The sequence below is a fragment of the Actinomadura rugatobispora genome (assembly GCF_055379765.1).
In genome coordinates, this window is record NZ_AP029191.1 from 4,950,523 (window position 1) to 4,976,169 (window position 25,647).

The 25,647-nt window shown below is 71.8% G+C and carries 20 protein-coding genes, 1 tRNA gene, 1 other RNA gene and 1 pseudogene; 13 read left to right on the forward strand and 10 right to left on the reverse strand.

The window, feature by feature from the left end; translation table 11 throughout:
* Positions 1 to 319: 319 nt before the first annotated feature.
* The 3 genes from ACZ466_RS21895 to ACZ466_RS21905 all read left to right on the forward strand — a co-directional run bounded on the left by ACZ466_RS21895 (position 320) and on the right by ACZ466_RS21905 (position 4,433).
* Positions 320 to 1,837 (forward strand): helix-turn-helix domain-containing protein, encoded by a 1,518-nt coding sequence (locus tag ACZ466_RS21895; RefSeq protein ID WP_378280637.1) that lies wholly within the window; start codon positions 320 to 322, stop codon positions 1,835 to 1,837.
* Positions 1,838 to 2,182: 345 nt separating this feature from the next.
* A complete protein-coding gene (locus tag ACZ466_RS21900) occupies positions 2,183 to 2,890 on the forward strand; it encodes a FadR/GntR family transcriptional regulator (RefSeq protein ID WP_378280638.1) in 708 nt (235 codons plus the stop codon).
* A gap of 229 nt (positions 2,891 to 3,119) precedes the next feature.
* Positions 3,120 to 4,433, forward strand: a complete 1,314-nt coding sequence (locus ACZ466_RS21905; RefSeq protein WP_378280639.1) for a CynX/NimT family MFS transporter — start codon at positions 3,120 to 3,122, stop codon at positions 4,431 to 4,433.
* Here the strand turns inward: ACZ466_RS21905 and ACZ466_RS21910 are convergent.
* The 5 genes from ACZ466_RS21910 to ACZ466_RS21930 form a co-directional block, all read right to left on the reverse strand.
* Positions 4,430 to 4,741 carry a type II toxin-antitoxin system VapB family antitoxin gene (locus ACZ466_RS21910; RefSeq protein ID WP_378280640.1) on the reverse strand — a complete coding sequence of 104 codons (312 nt, stop codon included), beginning with the start codon at positions 4,739 to 4,741 and terminating at the stop codon, positions 4,430 to 4,432. The two genes, ACZ466_RS21905 and ACZ466_RS21910, sit on opposite strands and share 4 nt — an antisense overlap.
* Before the next feature lie 171 nt (positions 4,742 to 4,912).
* Positions 4,913 to 6,418, reverse strand: a complete 1,506-nt coding sequence (locus tag ACZ466_RS21915; protein WP_378280641.1) for an SDR family oxidoreductase — start codon at positions 6,416 to 6,418, stop codon at positions 4,913 to 4,915.
* 444 nt (positions 6,419 to 6,862) lie between these two features.
* Entirely contained in the window at positions 6,863 to 7,972 is a 1,110-nt protein-coding gene (locus tag ACZ466_RS21920) for an SDR family NAD(P)-dependent oxidoreductase (RefSeq protein ID WP_378280642.1), read from the reverse strand.
* A 658-nt stretch (positions 7,973 to 8,630) separates the two neighbouring features.
* Positions 8,631 to 8,718: transfer RNA gene (locus ACZ466_RS21925), tRNA-Ser, on the reverse strand.
* 10 nt (positions 8,719 to 8,728) lie between these two features.
* Positions 8,729 to 9,085: a DUF952 domain-containing protein gene (locus tag ACZ466_RS21930; protein WP_378280643.1), complete on the reverse strand. Its 357-nt coding sequence runs from the start codon at positions 9,083 to 9,085 to the stop codon at positions 8,729 to 8,731.
* Between the two features lie 81 nt (positions 9,086 to 9,166).
* On the opposite strand from ACZ466_RS21930, the gene ffs reads away from it, so the two are divergent.
* The 7 genes and pseudogenes from ffs (at position 9,167) to ACZ466_RS21965 (ending at position 16,353) form a co-directional block, all read left to right on the forward strand.
* Positions 9,167 to 9,262, forward strand: an RNA gene (gene ffs, locus ACZ466_RS21935) — signal recognition particle sRNA small type.
* 56 nt (positions 9,263 to 9,318) lie between these two features.
* Complete coding sequence (locus tag ACZ466_RS21940; RefSeq protein ID WP_378280644.1) at positions 9,319 to 11,559, forward strand: DNA polymerase III subunit gamma and tau; 2,241 nt, start codon at positions 9,319 to 9,321, stop codon at positions 11,557 to 11,559.
* 336 nt (positions 11,560 to 11,895) lie between these two features.
* Positions 11,896 to 12,234, forward strand: a pseudogene (locus ACZ466_RS21945) (YbaB/EbfC family nucleoid-associated protein); the annotation flags it as partial.
* A gap of 336 nt (positions 12,235 to 12,570) precedes the next feature.
* On the forward strand, positions 12,571 to 13,170 hold the full coding sequence (gene recR, locus ACZ466_RS21950; protein ID WP_378280645.1) for a recombination mediator RecR: 600 nt from the start codon (positions 12,571 to 12,573) through the stop codon (positions 13,168 to 13,170).
* On the forward strand, positions 13,163 to 13,729 hold the full coding sequence (locus ACZ466_RS21955) for a DUF5063 domain-containing protein (RefSeq protein ID WP_378280646.1): 567 nt from the start codon (positions 13,163 to 13,165) through the stop codon (positions 13,727 to 13,729). The genes recR and ACZ466_RS21955 overlap by 8 nt, the downstream gene beginning before the upstream one ends.
* A 239-nt stretch (positions 13,730 to 13,968) precedes the next feature.
* Positions 13,969 to 15,252 (forward strand): aspartate kinase, encoded by a 1,284-nt coding sequence (locus ACZ466_RS21960; RefSeq protein WP_378280647.1) that lies wholly within the window; start codon positions 13,969 to 13,971, stop codon positions 15,250 to 15,252.
* 432 nt (positions 15,253 to 15,684) lie between these two features.
* On the forward strand, positions 15,685 to 16,353 hold the full coding sequence (locus tag ACZ466_RS21965) for a TetR/AcrR family transcriptional regulator (protein WP_378280648.1): 669 nt from the start codon (positions 15,685 to 15,687) through the stop codon (positions 16,351 to 16,353).
* Between the two features lie 34 nt (positions 16,354 to 16,387).
* On the opposite strand, the gene ACZ466_RS21970 is transcribed toward ACZ466_RS21965, so the two are convergent.
* Together ACZ466_RS21970 and ACZ466_RS21975 are read right to left on the reverse strand one after the other, a co-directional pair.
* The gene (locus tag ACZ466_RS21970) at positions 16,388 to 18,187 is read right to left on the reverse strand and encodes a S9 family peptidase (protein ID WP_378280649.1); all 1,800 of its coding nucleotides are present in this window, start codon (positions 18,185 to 18,187) and stop codon (positions 16,388 to 16,390) included.
* 71 nt (positions 18,188 to 18,258) lie between these two features.
* Positions 18,259 to 19,077 carry a MerR family transcriptional regulator gene (locus ACZ466_RS21975; RefSeq protein ID WP_378280650.1) on the reverse strand — a complete coding sequence of 273 codons (819 nt, stop codon included), beginning with the start codon at positions 19,075 to 19,077 and terminating at the stop codon, positions 18,259 to 18,261.
* Between the two features lie 217 nt (positions 19,078 to 19,294).
* Here ACZ466_RS21975 and ACZ466_RS21980 point away from each other — a divergent pair, with 217 nt between their 5' ends.
* Positions 19,295 to 19,498 (forward strand): hypothetical protein, encoded by a 204-nt coding sequence (locus tag ACZ466_RS21980; protein WP_378280651.1) that lies wholly within the window; start codon positions 19,295 to 19,297, stop codon positions 19,496 to 19,498.
* 221 nt (positions 19,499 to 19,719) lie between these two features.
* Here ACZ466_RS21980 and ACZ466_RS21985 read toward each other — a convergent pair whose 3' ends face one another.
* Positions 19,720 to 19,992 (reverse strand): hypothetical protein, encoded by a 273-nt coding sequence (locus ACZ466_RS21985; RefSeq protein ID WP_378280652.1) that lies wholly within the window; start codon positions 19,990 to 19,992, stop codon positions 19,720 to 19,722.
* Between the two features lie 196 nt (positions 19,993 to 20,188).
* On the reverse strand, positions 20,189 to 21,007 hold the full coding sequence (locus tag ACZ466_RS21990) for a DUF5753 domain-containing protein (protein WP_378280653.1): 819 nt from the start codon (positions 21,005 to 21,007) through the stop codon (positions 20,189 to 20,191).
* A 307-nt stretch (positions 21,008 to 21,314) separates the two neighbouring features.
* Between ACZ466_RS21990 and ACZ466_RS21995 the strand changes: the two genes are divergently transcribed.
* Together ACZ466_RS21995 and ACZ466_RS22000 are read left to right on the forward strand one after the other, a co-directional pair.
* Positions 21,315 to 21,845: a GNAT family N-acetyltransferase gene (locus tag ACZ466_RS21995; protein WP_378280654.1), complete on the forward strand. Its 531-nt coding sequence runs from the start codon at positions 21,315 to 21,317 to the stop codon at positions 21,843 to 21,845.
* A 232-nt stretch (positions 21,846 to 22,077) separates the two neighbouring features.
* Positions 22,078 to 22,917 carry a helix-turn-helix domain-containing protein gene (locus ACZ466_RS22000; protein WP_378280655.1) on the forward strand — a complete coding sequence of 280 codons (840 nt, stop codon included), beginning with the start codon at positions 22,078 to 22,080 and terminating at the stop codon, positions 22,915 to 22,917.
* Here ACZ466_RS22000 and ACZ466_RS22005 read toward each other — a convergent pair.
* A complete protein-coding gene (locus tag ACZ466_RS22005; protein WP_378280656.1) occupies positions 22,914 to 25,646 on the reverse strand; it encodes a molybdopterin-dependent oxidoreductase in 2,733 nt (910 codons plus the stop codon). The genes ACZ466_RS22000 and ACZ466_RS22005 overlap by 4 nt on opposite strands.
* Between the last annotated feature and the right edge of the window lies 1 nt (position 25,647).

The following is a 25,647-nucleotide window of genomic DNA, read 5'->3' on the forward strand; positions in this document are numbered from 1 at the left end:
GTACTCGACGGTAGCAACTGCCGTGATATGGCGGGTTTGTAGGGATTTTCGGGCTCGGTCTACGCGAATTTAGGGCATCGCCGACCGATCGGCACGTGACCGGCTACGGTAAGAGGAAGATCCCCTGAGCGCGCGGGTGATCCCGGGGCCCCGACGGCGTCCCGGGATCGGCGGCGCACACCGGTGAAGGGCATGGGGGCCGGAGCCGGCCAGGTGATCGCCACCCGTGCCGCTTCTTTACTCTCGATGTGTGTTAACCCGCAATGTGCAATCATGTCGGCACCCCAGCCGCCTGATTACTTCCGCTAAGTGAGTCCACATGCCGGGTCCAGGCAACGTCGGCGAACGTGTCCGCAACCTGCGCCTGACCAGACGCTTGTCGCAGGCGCAACTCGCCGGTCACGACCTCTCCGACAGCTATATCTCTCTGATCGAGTCCGGAAAGCGGACGCCCACGCCGACCGTCCTGCGGATGCTGGCCGAACGGCTCGGCTGCACCCCGGAGTACCTCGCCGAGGGCGTCGAGCCGGAGCAGCGCGCCCACCTGGAGGTCCGGGAGAGGCACGCGCACCTGGCGCTGCTGGCCGGTGACCCGGCCACGGCGGAGGCCGGCTTCGACGATGTGATCGCCCGCAGCGACGATCCCGACCTCACCTCCCGCGCCCGCTGGGGCCGCGCCCGCGCGCTGGAGGAGCTGGGCCGTACCGACGACGCCATCACCCTGTTCGAGGAGCTGCGCGAGCAGGCCGAACGCGACCCGGGCCGGACGAGCTGGCTGCCCCCGGTGATCGCGCTGGCCCGCTGCTACCACGCCGTCGGCGACCTCGGCCAGGCGGTCGCGCTGGGAGAACGCGCCCTCAACCGCCTGCGCCATCTGGGCCTCGGCGTGGGCCACGAGTACACCGAGGTCGGGCGGATCCTGCTCCTGGCGTACGTGGACCGGTCCGACCCCGTCCGCGCCCACGCGCTGGGACGGCGCATGCTGGCGCCCAGGGAGACCACCCCCGACGAGCCCGCGGAGTACACGGAACCGGCCGACGGCTACCAGAAGGCCAGCTCGCGCGCGCTGAGCGAGGGCGCGGTGGGGGACGCCCTCTACCTGGCCGACCAGGCGCTCGCCGCGTACAGCGGAGCGAGCCCCGCCTTCGCCCAGGCCCGCCTGAACCTGGCCGGGGCCAAGGCCCTCCTGCGAGGCGTCGCCCCGTTCGGCCACGAACTCGACCTCGCCACCCCCTTGGAGAAGGGCGACGAGGAGCAGCCCGTGGGCGGTGTGCTCCTGGGACGTCCCGCGGGCCCCGGCTGGCAGCGGAACGAGGGGGCGCGCGCGACGGCCGCCGAAGAGGCCATCGAACTCCTTGAGGGCACCTCCGTCCTCGAAGGCTTCGAGGCCACCGAGAGCACCATCGAGAAGGCCCGCGCGCTCGTCCTCGTGGGCCGTCCCGACCAGGCGACCGCCATGCTGGAGGACTTCCTCGACACCGGCATGGCCCTGGCCGCGCCCACGGCCAACATCCCGGCCCATGTGACGGCCCACCCCGGAGTCGACCCGGCCGCCCGCGTGCGCAAGACCACGCAGGCACGCATGGTCCTGGCACGGGCACGGCTGGCCCAGGGCGACCCGACGGCCGCCCTGGTGGTCCTGCGCGCCGCCGACGGTGACCTCAAGCGGCTGACCCCCGGCCGGCAGGCCGCCCAACTGTTCAGGGAACTGGGCGAGCTGTTCGAACTCGCCGGCGACACCGAGGGCGCCACCATCGCGTACCGCCAGGCCCTAGAGGCCGCCGGACTCCGCCCCGCCCGCGCCCACACCGCCGACTGCGACCTGGGCCGAGTCTGAGCCCGGCTCAATGACCTCGACCGTTCTGAGCCCGGGGCACCCCGGGGATGGCCGAACCCCGGACGATCTGGCACGGGTCTGAGCCGGGCCGACCCGGCACGGCCTGAGCCCAAGGCGACCTGGCACGGGTCTGAGCCCGGCAAGCTGCGGCGAAACTGAGCCCAGGCGAGTCGGGGAGAGGGCCGAGCTCAGGGCGACCTGGCCCTCGTCCGGTGAAGGCGTGACCGGCTTCTTTGGCAGGGCCGGAATATAACCACGGCAGCGGTGGTCCTAACATGTAAACGTAGGATGATTGGTGGAATCGGCCGCCGCCGTCCTGCCGCCGTGATCGTTCGAGGGGGAGTCTTGACTCTGCGCACAGCCCGCCGCTCGTCCCTGGTCGAGCAGGTGATCGACCAGCTCAGGGGTGAGATCGCGACGGGCGTGTGGCCGGTCGGGGCCAAGATCCCGCCCGAGCCCGCGCTCGCCGAGAGCCTGGGCGTCGGCCGCAACACCGTCCGCGAGGCCGTACGGGCACTGACCCACGCCGGGTTGCTGGAGTGCCGCCAGGGCGACGGCACCTACGTGCGGGCCACCAGCGAGCTGTCCGGCGCCGTACGGCGGCGGCTGCAGACCGCCGAACTGGTCGAGATCCTCGAGGTGCGGCGCGGGTTCGAGGTGGAGGCCGCCCGGCTGGCGGCCGCGCGCCGTACTGAGGCCGACATCGCCGCGATCGGCGACGCGCTCGCCCGGCGGGACGCCACCTGGGCCGCCGGGGCGCACGCCGAGTTCGTGGAGGCCGACCTGGAGTTCCACACGGCGGTCGTGGAGGCCACCCACAACCGGGTGCTGATCGAGCTCTACCGCGACTTCAGCGCCGTGCTGCGGGCCAGCATCGGGGCCGCGGGCACCCTGCTGCGGCACTCGGACGTCCCGCACGGCCCCATCGCCGCCGCGATCGAGGCGGGCGACGCGGAGGCCGCGGCGCAGGCCACGCACACCTGTCTGGACGAGATCCTCCGGTCCACGGAGACGCGTCCGCCGGCCACCCAGGCCGCACCGGCTCCTTCTTGACGGCCTCCCGGCCCGTTCCGCCGTTCCGCCGTTCCGGCCCGGCCCGTTCGTCGGGACCGTTCCAGGCGCCTGACCACGTGCGCCGCCGGCCCGCCGGCTCGTCGTCCACCACGAGCCGCTGATCCCGCGGGCGTGCACGCCCGGCGGAGCCCGGCCCCGGCCCCATCCCGTCCCCGATACCTGTTCCCCTGCTCTCCTGCCCGGTCGCGCGGGCGCCGACGAAGGCGAAATGACTGCTTCATCACCGAACATCAGCCGTGCCACCGCCGCGTGGACGTTCCTCGGCCTGATCCTCCTGACCGTCAACCTGCGGGCGGCCATCACCGGCATCTCGCCGATGCTCGCCGACCTGCGGGACGTGTTCGGGCTGTCCGGGGTCGAGGTCAGCGTCCTCACCACGCTGCCCGTGCTGTGCCTGGGCCTGTTCGCCTACCTCGCGCCCCTCCTGGCGCGGCGGCTGGGCGCCGAGCCCGCGATCGCGCTCTCGCTGCTGCTGATCACGGCCGGGATCGTGCTCCGGGTGGTCCCGTCGCGGGCGGCGCTGTTCGCCGGGACGGTCCTCGCGGGCGCGGGCATAGCGATGGGCAACGTGCTGACGCCCTCGGTGGTCAAGCGCGTGTTCCCGCGCCGCGTCGGGTCGCTCACCGGCATGGCGATGATGCTGATGGCCACCAGCGGCGCGATCGCCGCCGGGCTGGCCGTCCCGCTGAACGACGCGGCCGGCTGGCGGGTCGCGCTGGCCGTGTGGGCCGTGCCCTCGCTGTTCGCGGCGCTGGCCTGGGGCCCGCTGGCCCTCAGGGGCCGCCGCCGCGAGGACGCGACGCCCGTCCGGGACGGGGCGTCCGCCGGGGCGGAGCGCGGGCACGGGTCGCTGCTGCGTTCGCCGCTGGCCTGGCACGTCACCGCGTTCTTGGGCTTGGCCTCGCTGATGTTCTACGTCCTCATGTCGTGGCTGCCGGAGATCATGCGCGATCACGGGCAGCCGCCCGCCGCCGCCGGGAGCATGGTCTCGGTCATGATGATCATCGGTATCCCGCTGGGCTTCCTGGCCCCGGTGGTGGCCGCCCGGATGCGCGACCAGCGGCCCCTCATCGTCGGCATCGCGGCGATCATGGCGGTGGGCCTGACCGGGCTGCTGCTGTTCCCCGAGCCCGCGTGGGTGTGGGTGACGATCCTCGGCGTGGCCACCGGCAGCGCGTTCCCGCTGGGCTTCACACTGCTGACCCTCCGCTCGCCGACCCCGCTGGTGGCCGCGCGACTGTCGGGTATGGCGCAGGGCGGCGGCTACCTCCTGGCCGGACTGGGACCGCTGGCCGTCGGCCTCCTGCACAGCGCCACCGGGAACTGGGACGTGTCGCTCGGCCTGCTACTGGCCCTGGTCGTCCCCGAACTGATCTTCGGCCTGCTCGCCGCCCGCCCCGCGTTCGTCCGGACGGGCCCACCCCGCCGCGAGGAGGGCGTGGAGAAGCTGATCGAGCCCAAGGGCGTCCCCGCGGCCGTCCCCGCGGGATCGGCCGCCGGTGGCCGGAACGCGCTCGGCTAACCGTTCGGGCGGCCCGCGTCCATGTCGAAGACGCGCGCGTGCAGGACGAGCCGCTGGTGGAGGGCGGCGCGGAGCGCCCGGTGCAGGCCGTCCTCCAGGTAGAGCTCGCCCTGCCACAGGACGACGTGCGGGAACAGGTCGCCGTAGAACGTGGAGTCCTTGGCCAGCAGAGACTGCAGGTCCAGCTCCCGCTTGGTGCTGACGAGCTGGTCCAGCCGGACCTGGCGGGGCGGGATCTTGGCCCAGTCACGGGGCGTCAGGCCGTGCTCCGGATAGGGCCGCCCGTCACCCACCGCCTTGAAGATCACCCTCTGAGTCTACGGCGTCTGGTGGGGCCAGAGAAGACGGCGCAACCGGCCGGGTCACCCGTGCCGGTGCGTCCGGTCAACCGCGAAGTCACTGATCAGAGCCCTCTGCGGCACCGTCCGGGACACGCCCCGGCGGCACGTCCACCGCCCGGACCTGGCCTCCGTGTAACGCTACGCGCCCCCGCCCGGACGGTGTTCGGCCGCCGCCGCGATGTTGCGCGCCATGCCGCCGAAGACCGCCGCGTGGAACGGGGAGACGCCCCACCAGTACGCGTGCCCCGCCAGCCCGTGCGGATGGAACACCGCCCGCTGCAGGTACACCGTCCGGCCCCGGGCGTCGCGTCCGATCATCAACTCCAGCCACGCCGGCCCGGGCAGGCGCATCTCCGCGCGCAGCCGCAGCAGCCGACCCGGTTCGATCTCCTCCACCCGCCAGAAGTCCAGCGAGTCGCCCGCCCGCAGACGCGCCGCGTCCCGCCGCCCGCGCCGCAGCCCCACCCCGCCCAGCAACCGGTCCATCCAGCCCCGCACCGCCCAGGCCAGCGGGAACGAGTACCAGCCGTTCTCCCCGCCGATCCCCTCGATGACCCGCCACAGCTCCCCGGGCGTCGCGTCCACGACCCGCGCGCGACGGTCGGCGTAGAGGCTGCCGCCCGCCCAGCCCGGGTCGGTCGGGAGCGGGTCGCTGGGGGCGCCGGGCACGGACGCCGACGACCAGCGCGTGCTCACGTCCGCCTCCCGGATCCTCTGGAGCGCCAGCCCCACCGCCCGCTCGAACCCGACCCTCCCCTCGGGCGGATCCGGGACGTACCGGGTGATGTCGTTCTCCTGGCACACCACCTCGTGCCGCAGCGACTCGGCCAGCGGCCGGGCGATCCCCGGCGGCACGGGCGTCACCAGCCCCACCCACAGGCTCGACAGCCGCGTCGTCAGCACCGGCACGGGCAGGATCAGGCGCCGCGGCAGCCGGGCGACCCACGCGTACCGCTGCATCATGTCCCGGTACGACAGGACGTCCGGGCCGCCGATGTCGAACCCGCGATCCACCTCGGCCGGGAGGGACGCGCATCCGACCAGGTAGCGCAGGACGTCCCGGACCGCGATCGGCTGCACCAGGGTCCGCACCCACCGCGGCGCGACCATCACCGGCAACCGCTCGGTCAGGTACCGCAGCATCTCGAACGACGCCGACCCCGACCCGATGATCATCGCGGCCCGCAGCACCGCGGTCGGCACGGCCGACGACTGCAGGATCCGCCCGACCTCGGCGCGCGACCGCAGATGCGGGGACAACTCCTGGTCCGCCTCCTCAGGGGGCACCGGCCCGCCCAGGTAGACGATCCGGCGCACGCCCGCCTCCTCGGCGCAGGCCGCGAAGATCTCGGCGGCGCGACGGTCGGTGGCCTCGAACTCCGGACCCTTGCCGAGCGCGTGGACGAGGTAGTACGCGACCGCGACGTCCTTCAGCGCCACCGCCATCGACTGGGGGTCGGTCACGTCACCCTGCACGACCTCCACCCGATGCGCCCACGGATGGTCGCGCAGCTTCTCGGGCGACCGCGCCAGGCAGCGCACCGCGTACCCGGCCTCCAGCAACTCGGGCACGAGTCGTCCGCCGATGTAGCCGGTCGCCCCCGTCACCAGGCACAGTTCGCCGTTCCCGCGCGGTCCGTCCATCTCACTCCCCCCCCGGCCGGTCCTCCGAGCCCCACCATTCCCCATCAGCCGTCCCCGTCACCCCCAAGACACGGAACCCGCAACCGGTCACGCAGCGGAAACCCCACCCGACCCACACCCCATCGCACCGCTCCGCTCGAACGTCCTACCTCCGACCGGCTGCGCAAGGCCAAAGGCCCCCACACGCTGCTTGACCGTGCCCAGAGCCCCGGCGAAGCTTCCCCACCGCCTAGGTCGTGCGCGCAGCGGCCGCTTCAAAAGCCGGGCGCAGGGCGTAGGTCGCGAAACGCCGCAGGTTGGGCCGACTCCCGGTCGCCGCCGGGCGATGCCTCCGAGCTCGCGCGCCTGCGCCAAGCCGCCGCGCGCTGGCGGGTCGGGCGCCGGATGCCATTGGGCGTGGCGGCCCGTCACCGTGCTGCTGAGCACCACACCGCGCTCATGCCTCTAGGGGCCGGGGAGGCAGGGGTTTTGGGGGCGGTCGCTCAGGACCGCTCGGAGGGGCACCAGACCGGCGGCCCGGCGGTCCCGAGTCGTGACCTCAGGAGCCGTCGGCCGCGGGAGGTCAGCGTTGACGGGGCGGTGGGTACGGCTCGTCGAGCGCATGCTCGGCGGCATGGTCTTCGCCGGCGCGGCGCGGGCGCTGACGGGCCTGGCGGGGCTCCGGCCGGGCGATGCCGCCGAGCTAGGCCGCCGCCAGTGTCTGGCTGCCGTCTCGGCGCGCCATGAGGAGATCACCAGCCCGCACTTCCCCTGTCTCCGCGCGGTGCCGGGTCGGGTGGTCTTGTCCGAGACGGCGCCGGACGTCATGTTGAACCCGGCGGCGGTCAGGGATCGTCCGGCAGCACTGGCGGCGAACGCGGCGAATGATCCCGCGTCGTTGACGGATGGCACGCGCCCCAGGGCGGTCGCCTCGTCCAGGGATGCCAGCAGCTCGGGCGTGGACGTGTCACCGGCGTAGGTGCTGCCGTAGTCGGGGGCGTCGACGATCGACTCGCGGAACCCGCCGGTCCGGAACCATTGGACTCGCACTCCCGATGGGCCCAGTTCGACGGCGTACTGGCGATACATGGCTTCGACGAGCTGCCACGCCAGCGCCGTCGATCCCATGAGGGGGTGGGGCGGCCCATATCCGACCATGGTCTGGACGACGCCGTCGCGTTGCTTGATCATGTGGGGTGCCACTGCCTGGACCGTGTGCATGTGGGACCGGGCGGCGACGGAGAGGGTGCGCTCGACGTCGTCGACCGGCAACTCGTGAAGAGGGGTCCCCTGTACCTCGTCATAGGTGACGGCTGTGAAGGCGATGTCGATGCGGCCATCGACGTCCACGACAGACCGGGCGTGCTCGCCGGTGGCGACGGCGTCGGTGACATCGAGTGCAGCGGCGGACGCGCTGAGCCCGGAGCCTGTGAGTTCGTCCGCCAGGGCTTGGACAGCCGAGTGGTTTCGACCGGCCAGGTGGACGCACGCCCCGTTCTCGGCGAACGCACGTGCGACGGCCCGGCCAACGGATCCGCCGGCTCCGTAGATCACGGCAGTCTTCCTTTGCAGCATGTGAATCCCTCCGGTGCGACTGTTCGCCTGGGTAGACCTGCGACCACGCGCTGAATCATTGGTGACGGGAGGCGCCCCAGGGGCACGTGGGGCTGGGTAGCCGACCCCACGCCGGGCCGGAGGCGTGGTGAGCGAGCGCCCGGCTGGGGTGGCCGGCCTACGCCGCCGGAGGTGGCGCCTTGATCTCCTGGAGGCGGATTCGGTGACTTCGCATAACAGGGCGGTGCCGCGATGCGACGGGCGATCGCAAGCCGTGCTTCCGGAAGGCACCAGGAACCCCGCTGCGCTCGCCAAGGCACGGCGGGCAGCGAATCTGAGGTCGAGCCGTACACCGTGGATGAGGTGCGTCGCTGCCGGTTGAGGGCCCAGGCGTCGAGGCCGATGATGACGGTCAGCGCGGCCGCGGCCACGCCCAGGAGCGCGCGGTTGCCCGAAACGCCTTTGCATGATGGCGCCTAAGGGCTGGCGAGGCGTCATGGGAGTGATCGGCTCGTCCACCAGGGCGATGGGCCGCTCGCCACCAGCACATCACCGGGGCCGTGCACAGCGCCTGGGCAGGCTGATCTGGATCTCGGGCCGATCCGACGGCGAAGGAGACCAAACGCAGAACGCCGGGTGCTCCGCTGTGGGAACCGCCCGGCGTTGTGCCTGTTCACGCTGGCGGAGGATGCGAGATTCGAACTCGCGAGGGCGTGAACCCAACACGCTTTCCAAGCGTGCGCCCTAGGCCACTAGGCGAATCCTCCGCAGGAGAGCTTACCGGTTCTCGAGGACTGACCGGACATCAATAACGGCCGAGAGGGGGATCGGGCCGTAGACGTGGGGGAAGAGCTGGCCGTCGGCTGGTTCGTGGCGGACGGGGGCCGGGAGCTGGGCGGGGTCGATGACCAGGAGGACGAGGGTCGTGCGGTCGATGTCCTTGTAGAAGCGGGACAGGACGCCCTCGACCTGGGCGAGGTCGGCGGAGCAGTGGATGAAGCCCTCGTCGTCCAAAGTGCGGCCCAGGGTGGACATGGTGTACGACACACCCGTGTCGCGGGCGGATTCCCAGTGGTGGCGCTCGGCGATGTGGAGGAGCGTTTCCTGGGGGGACGAGCGGTGGGGGGCGGGCATAGGGCCGGAGCCTACGTGAGTCGATCTGGGGCGGACGTGGCAACCGTGCAAACCCGGGGCCGCGGATGCCATAGACTCGGGGCAGACCCCTCGCACGGCGTCACCCTGTGAACCTCCCCAGGGCCGGAAGGCAGCAAGGATAAGCAGGCTCTGGCGGGTGTGCGGGGGGTCCCTTGGTTTAAGGCGACACTGTGCTTTCTGACGCTCTGCTTCTCGAGGAGGGCGGACCCCCGATGACCCTGGCTCTGTACCGCAAGTACCGGCCAGCGACGTTCGCCGAGCTCAAGGGGCAGGAGCACGTCGCAGAGCCCCTCCAGCAGGCGTTGCGGAACGGGCGGATCAACCACGCCTACCTCTTCAGCGGTCCGCGGGGCTGCGGCAAGACGTCCAGTGCCCGGATCCTGGCCCGCTCGCTGAACTGCGAGAAGGGGCCCACGCCCGAGCCGTGCGGAAGCTGCGACTCCTGCGTCGCGCTCGGCCCCACCGGCAACGGCCACATCGACGTGATCGAGATCGACGCCGCCTCCCACGGTGGTGTCGACGACGCCCGTGACCTGCGGGAACGCGCGTTCTTCGCGCCCGTCTCGGCGCGCTTCAAGGTGTACATCATCGACGAGGCGCACATGGTCACCCGGGAGGGCTTCAACGCGCTGCTGAAGCTGGTGGAGGAGCCTCCCCCGCACCTGAAGTTCGTGTTCGCGACCACCGAGCCGGAGAAGGTCATCGGGACGATCCGGTCCCGGACGCACCACTACCCGTTCCGGCTGATCCCGCCGGGCGTGCTCCAGGACCTGGTCGAGGAGATCCTCAGGGCGGAGGACGTCCCGTACGAGGAGGCGGCGCTGCCCCTGGCCGTACGGGCGGGCGCGGGATCGGCGCGGGACACCCTGTCGATCCTGGACCAGCTGCTGGCCGGCTCGGACGAGAAGGGCATCACCTACGCCAAGGCCGTGTCGCTGCTGGGCTACACCGACTCGGCGCTGCTGGACGAGGTGATCGGGGCGTTCGCCGCCCGTGACGGCGCGGCCGTGTTCGCCGCGATCGACCGGGTGGTCGAGAGCGGGCAGGACCCCCGCCGGTTCACCGCCGACCTGCTGGAGCGCGTCCGGGATCTGGTGATCCTGTCGAACGTGCCGGAGGCGGGCGGGACCGGGCTCCTGAACGTGCCGCCCGACGAGCTGGAGCAGATGCGGCGGCAGGCCGCGTCGATGGGGCCGGGAGAGCTGACGCGCGCCGCCGACCTGCTGCACACCGGGCTGACGGAGATGCGCGGGGCGACGTCGCCGCGGTTGCTGCTGGAGCTGATCTGCGCACGGATCCTCCTTCCCGCCGCGTACGAGGACGAGGCGTCGATGTTCGCCCGGCTGGACCGGCTGGAGCGCCAGGCGGCGCAGGGCGGGTTCGCCGGAGCCGGTGGCGGTGGCCCTGCGGGCGGCGGGCCGGCGCCGGCGTTCGCGGACGTTCCGGTGCCGCAGGCGGGGCCGTCCGGCTCGTCTTCGATTGTCGAGCGTGGTGGCGGGGGCGGGGAAGGCGAACGGGGTTCTGTGGATAACCGGCCGGGCGGGGACGCCGGCCGGGGCGCCCCGGCCGATGCCGGGCCCGCAGCCGCCGCCCGTCCGCAGGAAGCCCCCCGATCGGCGCCGCAGCCCGCCGCAGTTCAGGCGGCCGCGCCGCCACGTCCAGCGGCCCCGGCGCCAGCCCCGGCCCCGGCGGTACAGCAGTCGGCACCAGCGGCCCCGCCGGCGCCCTCGCAGGGCGGGGCGGACGTCTCGGCCGTCCAGCGGTACTGGCCGGACATCGTCGAGGCCGTCAAGCAGAAGAGCCGGGTCGCCTGGATGGCGATCATGTCGGGCGTCCGGCCGATCTCGCTGGACGGCAACCTCCTCACCCTGTCGTTCGAGGCGGAGGGGGCGCGGACCAACTTCACCAACGGCGGCCGGGACGTGGTGCTCCGCGAGGTCCTCCGGGAGCGGATGGGCGTCGAATGGAGGATCGACACCGTGCTCGGCGGTGCGATGCCCGCCGGTCAGGGCGGGCGTTCGGGCGGTCGGCAGGCGGGCAGGCCCGGCGGATCGGGCGGTCCCGGGGGCGGTGGATTCGGAGCGGCCCCCGCGTCGGCGTCCGGATTCGGCGGGGGCGGGGCCTCCGCGCCCGAGCCTTCGCGTCCCGGACCCGGTCAGCCGGCAGCGCAACCGGAGCCGTCCGGCGCACCGCAAGTGCACGGGGCGTCCGCGGCCTCCGTCCCGGGAGCGGGGCAAGGAGGGGCCGGTCCCGTACGGCAGGACCCCGACCCCGGGCCTCCGCCGCCCGACGAGCCTCCGCCACCGCCCGAGCCCTCGCCGGTGGACGAGAGTGACGAGGTCGACCCGGAAGGCGACGCCGACGCGGACGGTGCGGAAGCCGAGGCCAGCGGCATGGCCCTCATCCAGCGGGAGCTGGGCGGCCAGATCATCCGCGAGATCGACAACTCCTGAAGGCCGCCCGACCCTGAACCCCCTGAGCGGCGCCATTGGGCACGGGCAGGGGGCAGCACCGATAGCCCGCGCCCTAAGCGGGCGGGGGTGCCGGCGCAGGAGTCCTTTGGGGTTGGTCCGGGCGTGTCGGGCGAGATCATCGGGGGTGCGTGCCTTGGAGCAGCGCCGTTCCGCGACGGGGGCGCGTGGGATTCTGGATACGGAGTCGGCACGTACCGGAACGCGGGCGAAACCCGTAGTCTCGGGAAGACAGACGCGATGGTCGGCGGATCCGCCGAGTACGGGGCCCTTCGGGGGCGAGAGGAAACGGAGCACGCCGTGGAACCCGGTGGTCAGGTGAACTTCCAGGAGCTCCTGCAGCAGGCGCAGAAGATCTTCACCGCGCAGCAAGAGCTCGCGGAGGCCGAGGTGACGGGCACTTCGGGCGGTGGGCTCGTCACCGCGACGGTCAACGGCCAGGGCGAGGTGACCGGTCTGTCCATCGATCCGAAGACGATCGATCCCGACGATCCGGCCGATACCGCCGAGACCCTGGCCGACCTGGTGCTCGCGGCCATCCGTGACGCCGGACGAGGCGTACAGGAGCTGCAGCAGTCGGCGATGGCGCCGCTCGCCGCGCTCGGTGGCGGGCTTCCGGGGCTCGGTGGTGCCGGAGGGGGTGGTATCCCCGGCATGCCCGACATCTCCGGCCTCCCGGGCATGCCCGGATTCCCAGGATTGCCCGGCTCCGGTGCGCCCGGTGCGCCCGGTGGCCCCGGCGGGCCGAGCGGTTCGGAGGACGAAGGCGGCGAGGGCCCGGAGGAGCAGGGCGGCGCCGGGAAGCCGGGGAGCTGATCTTCCGTCGGAGCCGGACACGGCCCGGTGCCTGGACGGATCGGCCGTTCCGGCAGGCCGGACAGGCCGTCCGCAAGTCACCGTGAGGTGAGCGGACCATACCGTCACCGCGCCGGGAGTCGTATCGTGGTCGGTCGTCGTCACCCATCGACGGCCTAGCGTGAAAGGAAGGGACCGTTGTACGAAGGGGTCGTTCAGAACCTCATCGACGAACTGGGCAGGCTGCCCGGCGTCGGCCCCAAGAGCGCGCAGCGGATCGCCTTCCACCTCCTCGCCGCCGATCCCGCCGACGTCGAACGGCTGTCCAAGGCGCTCAAGGAGGTCAAGGACAAGGTCCGTTTCTGTAAGACCTGCGGCAACGTCGCCGAGGAGGAGGAGTGCCGGATCTGCCGGGACGCGCGCCGCGACCCCCAGGTCATCTGCGTGGTCGAGGAGTCCAAGGACGTCGTCGCCATCGAGAAGACCCGGGAGTTCCGCGGCCGCTACCACGTGCTCGGCGGGGCGATCAGTCCCATCGAGGGCGTGGGCCCGGAGGACCTGCGCATCCGGGAACTGATGCAGCGACTCGCCGACGGCACCGTGAACGAGCTGATCCTCGCCACGGACCCCAATCTGGAGGGCGAGGCCACCGCGACGTATCTCGCCCGTCTCGTGAAGCCCATGGGGCTGACCGTCACCCGCCTGGCCAGCGGCCTGCCGGTGGGTGGGGATCTGGAGTACGCCGACGAGGTGACGCTGGGCCGCGCATTCGAAGGACGGAGGCTGCTCGATGTCTGACTCCAACAGCCCACAGGACTGGAACGCCCTCGCCGAGCGGGTGGCCCGCCATGTGGAGAACTATCTCAACGGGCTCGAGGCCGTCGCCCGGGGCGATGGCGGCCGCCACACCGTGCCGCTGCTGCTCCTGGAGGTGTCGCAGGTCATCCTGGCCGGTGCGCAGCTGGGCGCCAGCGCCGACGTGATCCTTCCGGACAACTGGGAGCCGGAGGTCGGCGAGGACCCGGACCTGGACGAGATCCGGCAGGGCCTGTCCGAGCGGCTCATCGGGGTGGACGAGTACACCGAGGTCTTCGACCCGTACAAGGACGACGAGACGACGTCCTACCGGCTCTCCGACGACCTCGTCGACGTCGCCAGCGACCTGGTCCACGGACTGCGCCACTACCAGCACGACCGTCCGCTGGAGGCGCTGTGGTGGTGGCAGTACTCCTACTTCAACCACTGGGGCAACCACGCCGGCGCCGCGCTCCGGGCCCTGCACGCCGTGATCGCGGGCGCCCGCCTGGACGTCGCCGACGAGGCCACGGCGGCGACGGAGGCGGCCGGCGTCCTCTGACGCGGTGACGGGGTCGGCGGCGGCGCGTCGTGCGCGGCCGCGGCCCGTACGTGCCCGGGCGGTCTCCGAGCCGGCCGGGCGCCGCTCTGACCGGAGCGAGTCCGGATATTCGCGGTTTTGCGGGGCATACTCGATCAAGCGTGATCAAAGTCGTGGAGTTACCTGGTCGTAACGCATTCGAGTCACCTCGGTAGACTCGACCGCGGTACGCCAGACCCCTATCCGAGGAGCGCCCACTCGTGGCTCTTGTCGTGCAGAAGTACGGTGGCTCCTCCGTCGCCGATGCCGAGCGCATCAAGGCGGTCGCCCAGCGCATCGTCGCGAACAAGAAGGCGGGGAACGACGTCGTCGTCGTGGTCTCCGCCATGGGTGACACGACGGACGACCTCATCGATAAGGCCAAGCAGGTCAGCCCGCTCCCGCCGGTCCGTGAGCTGGACATGCTGCTCACCGCCGGGGAGCGGATCTCCATGGCGCTGCTGGCCATGGCCATCGCCAACCTGGGCCACGAGGCCCGCTCGTTCACCGGCTCCCAGGCCGGGGTGATCACCGACGGAGCGCACGGCAAAGCCAAGATCATCGACGTCACGCCGGGCCGGATCCGCACCGCCCTGGACGAGGGCTCGATCTGCATCGTGGCCGGGTTCCAGGGCGTCTCGCAGGGCACCAAGGACATCACCACGCTCGGGCGCGGCGGCTCCGACACCACCGCGGTCGCGCTGGCCGCGGCGCTGGACGCCGACGTGTGCGAGATCTACACCGACGTGGACGGCGTCTTCACCGCCGACCCGCGGATCGTCCCGGCCGCGCGCCAGATCCCCCGCATCTCCTACGAGGAGATGCTGGAGATGGCCGCCAGCGGGGCCAAGATCCTGCACCTGCGCTGCGTGGAGTACGCACGCCGCTACAACATCCCGATCCACGTGCGGTCCTCCTTCAGCCAGAAGGAGGGCACCTGGGTCGTCGACAGCAGCGATATCGAGGGCAAGAGGGACCAGAACATGGAACAGGCGATCATCTCCGGCGTCGCGCACGACCGCAGCGAGGCCAAGATCACCGTGGTGGGCGTCCCGGACAAGGTCGGCGAGGCCGCCTCGATCTTCACGGTGCTCTCCGAGGCCGAGATCAACATCGACATGATCGTCCAGAATGTCTCGGCCGCCTCCACCGGCCGCACCGACATCTCCTTCACCCTCCCGGCCACCGACGGGCAGACCGCGCTCACCGCGCTGAACAAGGTGAAGGACCGGATCGGGTTCGAGTCGCTGCGCTACGACGACCGGATCGGCAAGGTCTCGCTGATCGGCGCCGGGATGCGCTCACACCCGGGCGTCACCGCGTCCTTCTTCTCCGCGATCGCCGACGCGGGCGTCAACATCGAGATGATCTCCACCTCGGAGATCCGGATCTCGGTGGTGGTCGCCCAGGACGACATCGACACCGCGGTGGCGGCCGCCCACCGCGCGTTCGACCTCGACGCCGAGCAGGTCGAGGCCGTCGTCTACGGCGGCACCGGCCGCTGACGCCGGCCACCGATCGTCGACGAGCGCCCGGCCGTCGCCGGGGGCCTTGAGCCCCCGGCGACGGCCGTCGTCGTCGATGCCCCAACCGTTGAAGCGAAGGCGCCCTACCGTTGGCGAGGGCGCTTGGCCATCGGCGGTGGGCGGCGGGGTTTGGCCCTTTGGCGCTGGCGACGGGTCGTCGAGACTTCTTGGGGCGCGGGGGTGGCGGCCTGGGCGTCAGCGCGGACGGTTGATCGTTGAGGCGGTCGCCTTGGCCGTTGGCGTTGTCTGCTCGGCCGTTGACGTCCAGTGACTTGTCGTCAAGGCGATCGACCGGCCTCGGACGTCGTTGTGCTGGGGGACGGCCCGGTGAGGTCATTTGGGATTCGGGCGCCCGGGAGCGGCGGGGCGGGGCGCGAACAAGTTGAGCTTCCGCGCCTTAGGGTGGCCTACGTGACCGAGACCAAGGCGGTGAAGTCGGAGCAGACGCGTGCGCTGATCGTGCAGACGGCGCTGCGGCTCTTCCGCGAGCGCGGGTACGAGGCGACGACGATGCGGGCGATCGCCAAGGAGGCCGGGGTCTCGGTCGGCAACGCCTACTACTACTTCGGCTCCAAGGAGGAGCTGATCCAGGCCTACTACGACGAGCTCCAGGAGGACCACGTCAAGGCCTGCCGGGCCGTCCTCGACACCGAACGGGAGTTCGCGGCGCGGCTGATGGGGGTGCTGAAGGCCCGGGTCGACACGATGGTGCCGTACCACGAGTTCGCCGGGAAGTTCTTCAAGTTCGCGGCCGAGCCCACCAGCCCCCTCAACCCGTTCAGCGCTGACGCGGGTCCGGCGCGGACCGCGGCCGTCGCCATCTACCGCGAGGTCGTGGACGGCTCCACCCTGAAGATCGACGAGGAGTTCCGCAAGGAGCTTCCCGAGCTGCTGTGGCTCTACTCCATGGGGATCGTCCTGTACTGGGTGCACGACAGCTCCCCCGGCTGCCGCAAGACCTACCTCCTGGTGGACCGCACCGTGCCGCTGGTCAACCGCATGGTCGCGATGTCGCGGCTGCCCGGCTTCAAGTCGGTGACGCGGGAGCTGGTGGACATCATCCGCGACGTCCGCGCCTGACGCGACCCCGCCCGCCGGTCGTGCTCACGGCACGTCAGGTGAGGCCGAGGTGCTTGCGGGCGAAGGTCATCTCGGCCTCCATCTGCTTGATCCGCTCCTCGACGACCAGGGAGCCGTGGCCGGCGTCGTACCGGTACACCTCGTGCGGACGGCCCAGTTCGGTGAGCTTGCCGAGGTAGTTGTCGATCTGCCGGATGGGGCAGCGCGGGTCGTTCTCCCCGGCCAGGATCAGGACGGGCGCCTTCACGTTCTCGATGTAGGTCAGCGGGGACGACTCGCGGTAGCGCTCCGGGACCTCCTCCGGCGACCCGCCGAACAGGGAGCGGTCGAAGGCCTGGAGGCCCTCCATCTCGTCCTCGTAGGCGGCGAAGTAGTCGGCGACGGGGACGGCGGCGACCGCCACGGCCCAGTCGTCGGACTGGGTGCCGATGCCCAGCAGGGTCAGGAACCCGCCCCAGGAGCCGCCCGTGAGGACGAGGCGGGACGGGTCGGCCAGGCCGGACGACACCGCCCAGTCGCGGACGGCCTTGATGTCCTCCAGTTCGGTGAGCCCGACGCGGCCCTCGATGGCGTCCCGCCACTGCGAGCCGTACCCGGTCGAGCCCCGGTAGTTGACGCGGACGACGGCGAAGCCGTGGTCGATCCAGGCGGCGGCGGCCGGGACGAAGGAGTCCTGGTCCTGGGCGGTCGGGCCGCCGTGGACGTCGAACACCGTCGGGAACGGGCCCTCCCCCTCGACCGGCCTGCTGACCAGCGCGTGGACGCGGCCTCCGGGGCCGTCCACCCAGGCGTCCTCGACGGGCACCGACGGCGGGGCGGTCGGGCCGGGCGGGGTGAGCACCACGGCGCCGGACGTGGACCGCACGACGGGCGGTTCGGCGGCCGACGACCAGGAGAACTCGACCGTCCCGTCGGGGCGGGCGGTGGCGCCGCCGATCACGCCGCGGGGCGTGTCGATGCGGGTGAGGGAGCCGGCGCCGGAGCCGGACAGGTCGTAGCGGTAGAGCTCGTCGCGGGCCTCGTGGGAGTGGGAGACCAGCAGCGCGGAGCCGTCGGCGTACCAGTCGGCGCCGATCTCGCCGGGCAGGTCGAGGACGATCTCCTGCTCGGTGCCCGCGACCGGGTCCCAGATCAGCAGCTCGTCGCGGCCGCGGCGCTCGTGGCCGACCAGCAGCCGGGGGTCGCCCGCGACGGGGGAGAAGCCGGCGCCGTACACGCCCTTGCCGGGGCCGTCCCACAGGTCGGCGACCGCGGTCCCGTCGGGGCGGACGACGCGCAGGGCCATGTGGCGGCTGTCGCCGTGCTCGCTGTGGCCGATGGCGACGAGGGTCTCGTCGCGGGAGAGGGCGGCGACGTGCGCGTCCTCGGCGTGCTCGTACAGCGTCTCCGGGGCGGCCCCGGGACGGCACAGGTGGACGGTGTTGCCGCTCTCGGTCGTCCGGCCGACGAGCGCGAGCCCGCTGGACCCCAGGGCCAGCCCGGACGGGTAGGACGGCTCCAGGCCCGGCACGGCGGGATCGCTGCCCGAGCCGTCGGCGCCGGCGATGTCCGCGGCGCCGAACGGTGTGCGCCGCCAGATGCCGAACTCGTCGCCGTCAGTGTCGGCGAACCACCAGATCGACTCACCGGTGGGGTCGACGCCGCCCATCCACGTGCCGTTGGGACGGTCGGTGACCTGCCGCCGGGTGCCGGTCGTGCGGTCCCAGGCGTAGATCTCCCAGGTGCCGGTGACGTTCGACCGGTAGGTGCTGCGGTGCGGGGCGTCCAGGGCCCAGCCGGGCAGGCTCACCCGCGCGGCACGGAACCGGGCCTTCCAGCGCTCTTCGTCGACCATGCCCTCAAGTATGACGGTGCGGTCTCGATGCCGACGCCCGCTCGGCGGCGCTGACCGCGGAAGGCCGGAGGTCAGGGGCGCCTGGGCTCGGAGGGGGCGGCCAGCCGGGCGAGCACCCGGTCGATCTCGGCTCTCACCTGGCGGTCCATGGCGCGGGCGAAGCCCGCCTCCACCGCGACCTGGGCGCCGGGGCGCAGCCGGGCCAGCACGTCGGTGAGGCCGGCGAGGTCCTGCTCGGCCATCCGCGCGACCACATGCCTGGTGATCAGCCGGACGAACACGGCCGCCAGGTCGTCCATGCTCCGTTGCAGCTCCTGGCTGGCCGAGAGCACCTCCTCGAGCGGCACGCCCGCCTGGACCAGCGTCACGGTGGCCTCCAGCTGGCGGCGGCTCCAGTGGGTGACGCGGTCGCCGTCGATCTCGATGTGCCCCAGGCGCACGGCCCGTTCGACCGATCGCGTGCTCACCTGGCCGGGGAACAGCGCGGCGAGCTCGTCCAGAGTCAGGGTCACGGGGGTCTCGGTGGACCAGGGGGTGGTCACGGCCTGCTCGACGCCGAGCACGGCCTCGATGTCGCGGCCCTCTTCCCAGGCCGACAGCAGCTCGCGGATGCCCTCCAGGGTGTGGCCGCGCTCCAGCAGGCTCGCGATCATGCGGAGGCGGGCGAGGTGGTCTTCGGAGTACAGCCCGATCCGGCCCGCGCGGCGCGGCGGGGGCAGCAGCCTGCGCTCCTGGTAGTAGCGCAGCGTGCGGACGGGGAGTCCGGCGGCCCGGGCGAGCTCGGCGATGCGGTACTCCCGGACGGGGCGCGGCGGCGCGGGATCGGCGCTGGTGATCGCTTCGTTCGCCGGGGTCGGGCCCCCGTTTTCCCGCGCCGGATTGTCGCTCACGGCGCAAGCATAGTTCGCCACGGTCCCCGCACACTGCGTGATCGCGATGAAGCGGGACCGGTCGGGGTTTGCGGCCCGATATCCGGGTCTGTCCCCGCGGTCGGTTCACCGTTCCGGTACCGGGACTTCCCAGGGGCGCCCTATGGGGCCGGGCCTGGGTGGGCTAATCTCAGCCGGTCCCGTTCACGCGCTCCCCGTTCTGGAAGGGTGATCGTTCATGCCCAGGACCTCATCCACGTTGGTCGCGGCCGTCGTGCTCGTCTCGGGGCTGGGGGTGACCTCGTGCTCGCAGGACCGCTGGTGTGAGCATGACGCGACCGACACCGTGGTCAGCGACAGCTTCTGCGAGAAGAACACCCCCGGGTACGAGTGGGAGTCCGGCGGCGACTCCAAGAAGAAGAAGCGCAAGAAGAGCCACTAACGCACGACGCGTCCGCGGGGGCTAGACGCGCCTCCGCCGGGCCGTGGTCTTGCGTGGCCTGCGCCGCCGGGGCCGATCCTTGCGTTGCGGGTCATCGGCCAGGAGCAGTTGCTCAAGCGAACGCGGCACGATCTCTTCGCGCCTGTCGGTGAACTCTTCAGGCTTGTCGGCGTATCGGGAGCGCATCTGGGTCGCCTCCTCTGCGCACGGTACGACGAGGGCTAGGCGGCGGTGGTGTAGGCGGGAAAGGCGAGGGCGATGGCATGGAGGGCCCAGCGCATCCGGACGGTGTACGCCTCGGGGTGATCGCCGGCCTCCTGCGCCACGTACGCGGCGCACGGCGCGTGGTCGCCTCCGCAGGCGCACAACCGCGCGTCGATCGCGGCCCGGACCTGCTCGGGCGTGGGACGTCCCGATGCCTGCAGCGGGGAGGCGAACAGGATCTGGGCCAGGTCGGAGGTGCTCATCGAGGTGGGGCTCAGCGTGTGCGACATCGTGTGCCTTCTTCCGTCGGTGGGGGGTCTCCAAGCCCCTGCCGCTAAGTAAGACTCTGACGATCCGGCGAACTCATCGCTATCGGGGAAAGCCCCCAAAGAGAGGGGACCTAGCCCCTAGAGCCGTTCTAGGCATAACTCCACCCGCCCCGCGAAACTTCCGGTCCCCCGCATCCTTTACCTGCGAGCCTCTGCGCTACGAGCGTGCGAGCGTCTCGTAGAGCAGGGCCTGGCTCTCGTGCGGGGGGAGGGCGTCTCCGGAGAGCAGGCCCCACTCGTGGACGAAGCGGTCGACGTCCTCCTGCTTGTCCATGTAGTACTCGCCGGTCGCCTGGTTCAGGTGGACGACGTCGGGCAGGTCGTCCTCGGCGAAGCGGAACACCGTGTACGCGCCCCCCACGCCGAGGGCCGTCACGGCGGTGAACGGGACGATCTGGAGGGTCACCTCGGGCGATTCGCTCAGTTCGAGCAACCGCTCCAGCTGCCCGCGCATGACCTCGGCGCCTCCCCAGGCGCGGTGCAGGACGGCCTCGTCCAGGAGGGCCCAGAGCTTGCGGCCGCCGGCCTTCAGGAACAGCTCCTGGCGTTCGATCCGCAGGTCGACCCAGCGCTCGACCTCCAGATCGGGGGTGCGGGGCTGCCTGAGCCTGGTGACGGCCCGCGCGTAGTCCCTCGTCTGGAGGAGTTCGGGGACGACTTGCAGCTCGTACACCCGGAGGAGCGAGGCGGCCACCTCCAGGCCGAGGTAGTGGTCGGTGCCCGTGGAGATCAGGTCGCTGTAGCCGTACCACCATCCCGGCCTGTTGCTCTCCTGGGCGAGCTGGAGCAGGGACTCCCGCTCGCGTGCCTCGGTGATCCCGTACAGGGTGAGCAGGTCCTCCACGTCCCGCACCTTGAACGGGGAGCGGCCCAGCTCCATGCGGCTGATCTTGGAGTCGCTGGCCCGGATGGCATGGGCGGCCCTGGAACGGGGAATCCGCCGCGCCTCCCGGAAGCGGCGCAGCCGCGCCCCCAACAGAATGCGCGGAACAGTGGGCCCGCCCAGCCCACCCATGGGTTCGCCTGGGGCGGTTGGGGCAGTGGGGCCGTCGGGGACGGTGGGTTCTTCCGGGGCGTGGGCGGGTCCGCCGTCCGTTGCGTTCCCAGCCTTCACTGACCCTCCCGAACGACGAATCGCGGTGTCCCCGCCGACCCCTTGACCTTAGGGTCGTCCCGTTGCGCGCACAGCACCGGCCCCAAAGCCGAAAACGGTCAAATCGCCCATTTTCTAACGCCTTCCGCGCGGGGATCATCAGATCAACAGCGTGAGAGGCGGCCCCCGAATGACCGACCTGATCCAGCTCACCGACCGTTCGGACGTCACCCCGGCGCTGCGCCGGGGCCTCATCGACTGCTGGACCCGAGTGACCAACGGCGACGGCGAAGCCGGCTTCCCGTTCCCGCCCGTCCACGCCCACAACGTCGCCCCCGTCATGGACGCCCTCATCACCCGCCTGCACCCCCATCGCGAACGGCTCCTCGTCGCCCGTTGCGGCGCCGCCCTCACCGGGTGGGTCGCCCTCAGCCGCGACCCCAACCCCCGGATCGCGCACTGGGGCAGCGTCAACCTCCTGCAGACCCTGCCGTCCCACCGCAAGCGCGGCGTCGGGACGGCCCTCATGCGCCGCCTCCACCACATCGCCCGCGAGGAGATGCGACTGGAACGGCTCCAGCTCGCCGCACGCGGCGGACTCGGCCTGGAGCATTTCTACGAACGGCTCGGCTGGCGGGAAGTGGGCCGATGGCCCAAGTCCGTCTGCCCGGGAAAGAATGGCACCCGAGACGAAGTCATCATGGTCCTGCGTCCCCTGTAGCCGCACGCAGCCAATTCCCGGATCCGCCACGAGGTCCTCGGCGACCACGGCCCGGCCTCCATCATCATCACCGGTATCTACGACGAATCCCGGCTCCTGGAAATCGAGGCGGTCGCCGTGGCGCGCGGCGTCCCGGAAAGAAAATCGACATACCAGTACATAGACTCTGCATCTCGTGAGAAGCCGCGCGCCCTCCGCGATCGTGACCGAAGATGGAGGGCGGGAGGCGTGAATGACCGGCGATTACCGAGGTCCGAACATCAACGCCCGCCGTCTCGGGCTGTACCTCCAGCGCACCCGGGAGATCGTGGGGCTGTCGTACGAGGAGGCCGCGGCGCGGACGGGCTGCGAGTCCGACTGGCTGGTGCGGGTGGAGACCGGCTTCGCGCCGCCGGCGCCCGCCGAGGTGGAACGGCTGCTGGAGCGCTACGAGGTCCGCGAGGCCAAGGTCGCCGAGCTGATGATCGACCTGGCCTCGCGACCGGACGGCCCGCCCTGGCTGGCCGGGCGCACGATGAAGGCGGAGGCGCGCGACGCCCTCATCTCCGAGTCGGAGGCGTGCGTCGTCCACACCTACGGCTTCCAGAAGATCCCGGATCTGGCGCAGGCGGAGGAGTACGCCCGGTTCGTCGCCTCCGTCCAGATCATGGAGTGCGACGAGGAGGCCGAGTGGGAGCTGCTGGACCACCGCCGGCGTTTCCGCGCCGGCGGCCGCCGCCGCTTCCTCGACGTGATCGTCGACGAGCACGCCCTGACCCTGCCCGTCAAGGATCCGAAGGTGATGCGCGCGCAGCTGCGCCACCTGCTGGAACTCGGCGAGAGCCCCGACGCCAGGGTGCGGGTGGTGCCCGACGGGGCGCTGTTCTACGAGGACCGCGCCCACCCGTTCGACGTCCTGGAATTTCCCGGTATCAGCGACCGGATCAGCCTCATCCACACCATTCTGGGCATCGGCCTGGCGCGGGGTGATCTCACCGACCTCTGGGAGACCATCGAGGAGAAGTCCGCCGCCTCCCCCGAGGAGTCCCGCACCCTCCTCCAGACCCTCCTGGAAGAACGCACCACCGGCTAGCGGCGCCGCGCCTGCCGTGGGGCGGCTCCGGCCGCCCCACGGGCCTCCAACGCCGCGTGGACGCGATCGCGCGCCAGCGGAAGCGTCCCGAAGCGGATGCCGGTGGCGTCCCGCACCGCGTTGGCGAGCGCGGGGGCCACCGGGTTGAACGGGCTCTCGCTCATCGACTTGGCGCCCAGCGGGCCCAGCGCGTCGGACGTGTCGGCGAAGAACACCTCGGTGCGCGGCACGTCCCCGAACGAAGGCACGTGGTAGTGCCGGAAGACCGGCGTCGCGACCCGCCCGGCCCCGTCCACGACGAGCGACTCGTACATCGCCGCGCCCACCGCCTGCGCCACACCGCCCTCGACCTGCCCGCGGCACTGCATCGGATTGATGACCCGCCCGGCGTCCGCCCCGTGGACGCTCTGCAGGATCCTGATCTCCCCGGTCGCGGCGCACACCGCGACCCGGAACCCCTGGACGTTGAACGCCACCGAACACGGCGCCCCGTCGGACGCGCCGTCCGCGACCAGCTCCCGGCCGCCGAGCCGCGCCGCCGCGGCGACGGTGGCGAGCTTCAGGCAGGTGCCGCCGGAGCGGATCTCGTCGCCGTCGAAGACGAGGGTGGACGGGTCCGCGCCCGCGTGGTCCCCGGCGACGGCGGCGACGCGTTCGCGCAGCGCCCCCGCCGCGCGGGCGACGGCCAGCCCGGTGACCGTCGTCCCGGTCGAGCCGAACGCGCCGGTGTCGTGGCCGACCTTGTCGGTGTCCGCCTGATCGATCCGGACCCGGTCGACGGTCGTGCCCAGGACGGCGGCGGCGAGCTGCCGGTGCACGGTCGTCGTCCCGTTCCCGAACTCGGCCATGCCCACCGCGAGCTCGTAGGCGCCGTCGGCCAGCAGCCGGATCCGCGCCTCGGACCGGTGCCCGCGCGGCGGAATCGTGTCGATCATCGCCAGCGCGACGCCCCTGCCCACGGACCAGCCCTCCTCCTCGGGCCCGTCGCCGCGCCCCAGGGCCTCGTCGACACGGGCCAGGCACTGGTCCAGGCCGTAGCTGCCGATCACGGCCTCGTCCGCCGACGGGACCTGGAAGCTCACCATCGCGTCGCCGGGACGGATGATGTTGCGTTCCCGGAAGGCCACCGGGTCCATGCCGATCGCGCGGGCGAGCTCGTCGATCGCCGACTCGACGGCGAAGATCCCCTGGCTGAGCCCGTAGCCGCGGTAGGCCCCGGAGGGGACGGTGTTGGTGTAGACGGCGTACCCGTCCACCCTCTTGTTCGCGCAGCGGTACACGCCGATCGACTCGTTGCAGGCGTGGAACACGACGCCCGCGTGGTTGCCGTACGCGCCGGTGTCGGTGACCACCCGCAGCCGCAGCGCCGTGAGCGTGCCGTCGTCCCGCGCGCCCGCCTTGACCTCCACGGTCGCCGGATGCCTGGTCACGGCCGCCTCGAACTCCTCCTGGCGGGTGAACTCCAGTTGCACCGGACGTCCGGTCCGCAGGGCCGCGAGCGCGACGACGTCCTCGGTCAGCATCTCCTGCTTGGCGCCGAACCCGCCGCCCACCCGGCCGCACACCACGCGCACGCCGTCCTCCGGAAGGTCGAAGAGCGCGCACAGGGCGTCCTTGGTGAGGAACGGCACCTGGCTGCTCGTGCGCACCGTCAGCCGGCCCGACTCGTCCACCCAGGCGATCGATGCGTGGGTCTCAAGGTGCGCGTGCTGGAGACGATGGCTGGCATAGGTGTGCTCATGGACGACGTCGGCCTCCTCGAACGCCGCCTCGACATCGCCTATGCCGCCGTGCACCTCGGCCGCGATATTGCGTTCCGCACGGGCGATGTGCTGCTCGGCGCCCTTGTCCCCATGCAGCACGGGCGCACCATCCCGCATCGCCTCGTCGGGATCCAGGACGGCCGGAAGCACCTCGTAGTCGACGGCGATCCGTCGGCAGCCCTCCTCGGCGGCCGCCACGCTCTCGGCCACGACGGCCGCGACCCGCTGACCGGTGAACCGGACGACGTCGTCGAACAGCAGCGTGTCGGAGGGGTCGTCGCCGGGGTTCTGATGCCGTCCGGTCGAGTAAAGCCGCCGCGGCGCGTCCTCGTGCGTGAACACCGCCTGCACGCCAGGGACAGCCTGGGCGGCGCTCGTGTCGATAGAGACGATCCGGGCGTGCGCATGCGGCGAGCGCAGCAGCTTGAGGTGGAGCAGGCCCTCCATGGCCACGTCCAGGGTGTAGCGGGCCTGCCCGCTAACAATCTCTGGCCCGGCCGGTGCCGGTACGTTCCGTCCACACGGATCGCCCTCCTCCGGCTCCTCCACGTGGACGATCCCGTGCACGGCGTCGTCGATCGCACGGTAACCAGTGCAGCGGCACAGGTTCCCCTTGAGCGACCGCGCGAGGTCTTCCCGCTGCCCTTGATCGAGCGCGGCCACCGTCATGATCATTCCCGCGGTGCAGAAGCCGCACTGGAAACCCTGCGCCGCCAGGAAGTCGCGCTGCAGCGGATGCGGCCCCAGCCCCTCGATCGTCGTCACCCGGTGCCCGGCCGCGCGGAACGCGGGAAACAGGCAGCTGTGCACGGGCCGGCCGTCCACGTGCACGGTGCACGCGCCGCAGTCGCCCGCGTCGCAGCCCTTCTTCACCCCGAAATGACCGAGCTCCCTCAGAAAGGTCCGCAGGCACTGCCCAGGACATGCCTCGGCATCGAACACCCGACCATTGACCTCGATCCGCATC

What these genes read in the sequence shown, in the direction of transcription:
- ACZ466_RS22000 (WP_378280655.1), top strand. Translation starts at nt 22,078, where the DNA reads ATGACCGGCGATTACCGAGGTCCGAACATCAACGCCCGCCGTCTCGGG.
- ACZ466_RS21985 (WP_378280652.1), bottom strand. Translation starts at nt 19,992, where the DNA reads ATGTCGCACACGCTGAGCCCCACCTCGATGAGCACCTCCGACCTGGCC.
- ACZ466_RS22005 (WP_378280656.1), bottom strand. Translation starts at nt 25,646, where the DNA reads ATGCGGATCGAGGTCAATGGTCGGGTGTTCGATGCCGAGGCATGTCCT.
- ACZ466_RS21955 (WP_378280646.1), top strand. Translation starts at nt 13,163, where the DNA reads ATGTCTGACTCCAACAGCCCACAGGACTGGAACGCCCTCGCCGAGCGG.
- ACZ466_RS21895 (WP_378280637.1), top strand. Translation starts at nt 320, where the DNA reads ATGCCGGGTCCAGGCAACGTCGGCGAACGTGTCCGCAACCTGCGCCTG.
- ACZ466_RS21915 (WP_378280641.1), bottom strand. Translation starts at nt 6,418, where the DNA reads ATGGACGGACCGCGCGGGAACGGCGAACTGTGCCTGGTGACGGGGGCG.
- ACZ466_RS21905 (WP_378280639.1), top strand. Translation starts at nt 3,120, where the DNA reads ATGACTGCTTCATCACCGAACATCAGCCGTGCCACCGCCGCGTGGACG.
- ACZ466_RS21980 (WP_378280651.1), top strand. Translation starts at nt 19,295, where the DNA reads ATGCCCAGGACCTCATCCACGTTGGTCGCGGCCGTCGTGCTCGTCTCG.
- ACZ466_RS21995 (WP_378280654.1), top strand. Translation starts at nt 21,315, where the DNA reads ATGACCGACCTGATCCAGCTCACCGACCGTTCGGACGTCACCCCGGCG.
- ACZ466_RS21970 (WP_378280649.1), bottom strand. Translation starts at nt 18,187, where the DNA reads ATGGTCGACGAAGAGCGCTGGAAGGCCCGGTTCCGTGCCGCGCGGGTG.
- ACZ466_RS21920 (WP_378280642.1), bottom strand. Translation starts at nt 7,972, where the DNA reads ATGCTGCAAAGGAAGACTGCCGTGATCTACGGAGCCGGCGGATCCGTT.
- ACZ466_RS21930 (WP_378280643.1), bottom strand. Translation starts at nt 9,085, where the DNA reads ATGCCCGCCCCCCACCGCTCGTCCCCCCAGGAAACGCTCCTCCACATC.
- ACZ466_RS21940 (WP_378280644.1), top strand. Translation starts at nt 9,319, where the DNA reads ATGACCCTGGCTCTGTACCGCAAGTACCGGCCAGCGACGTTCGCCGAG.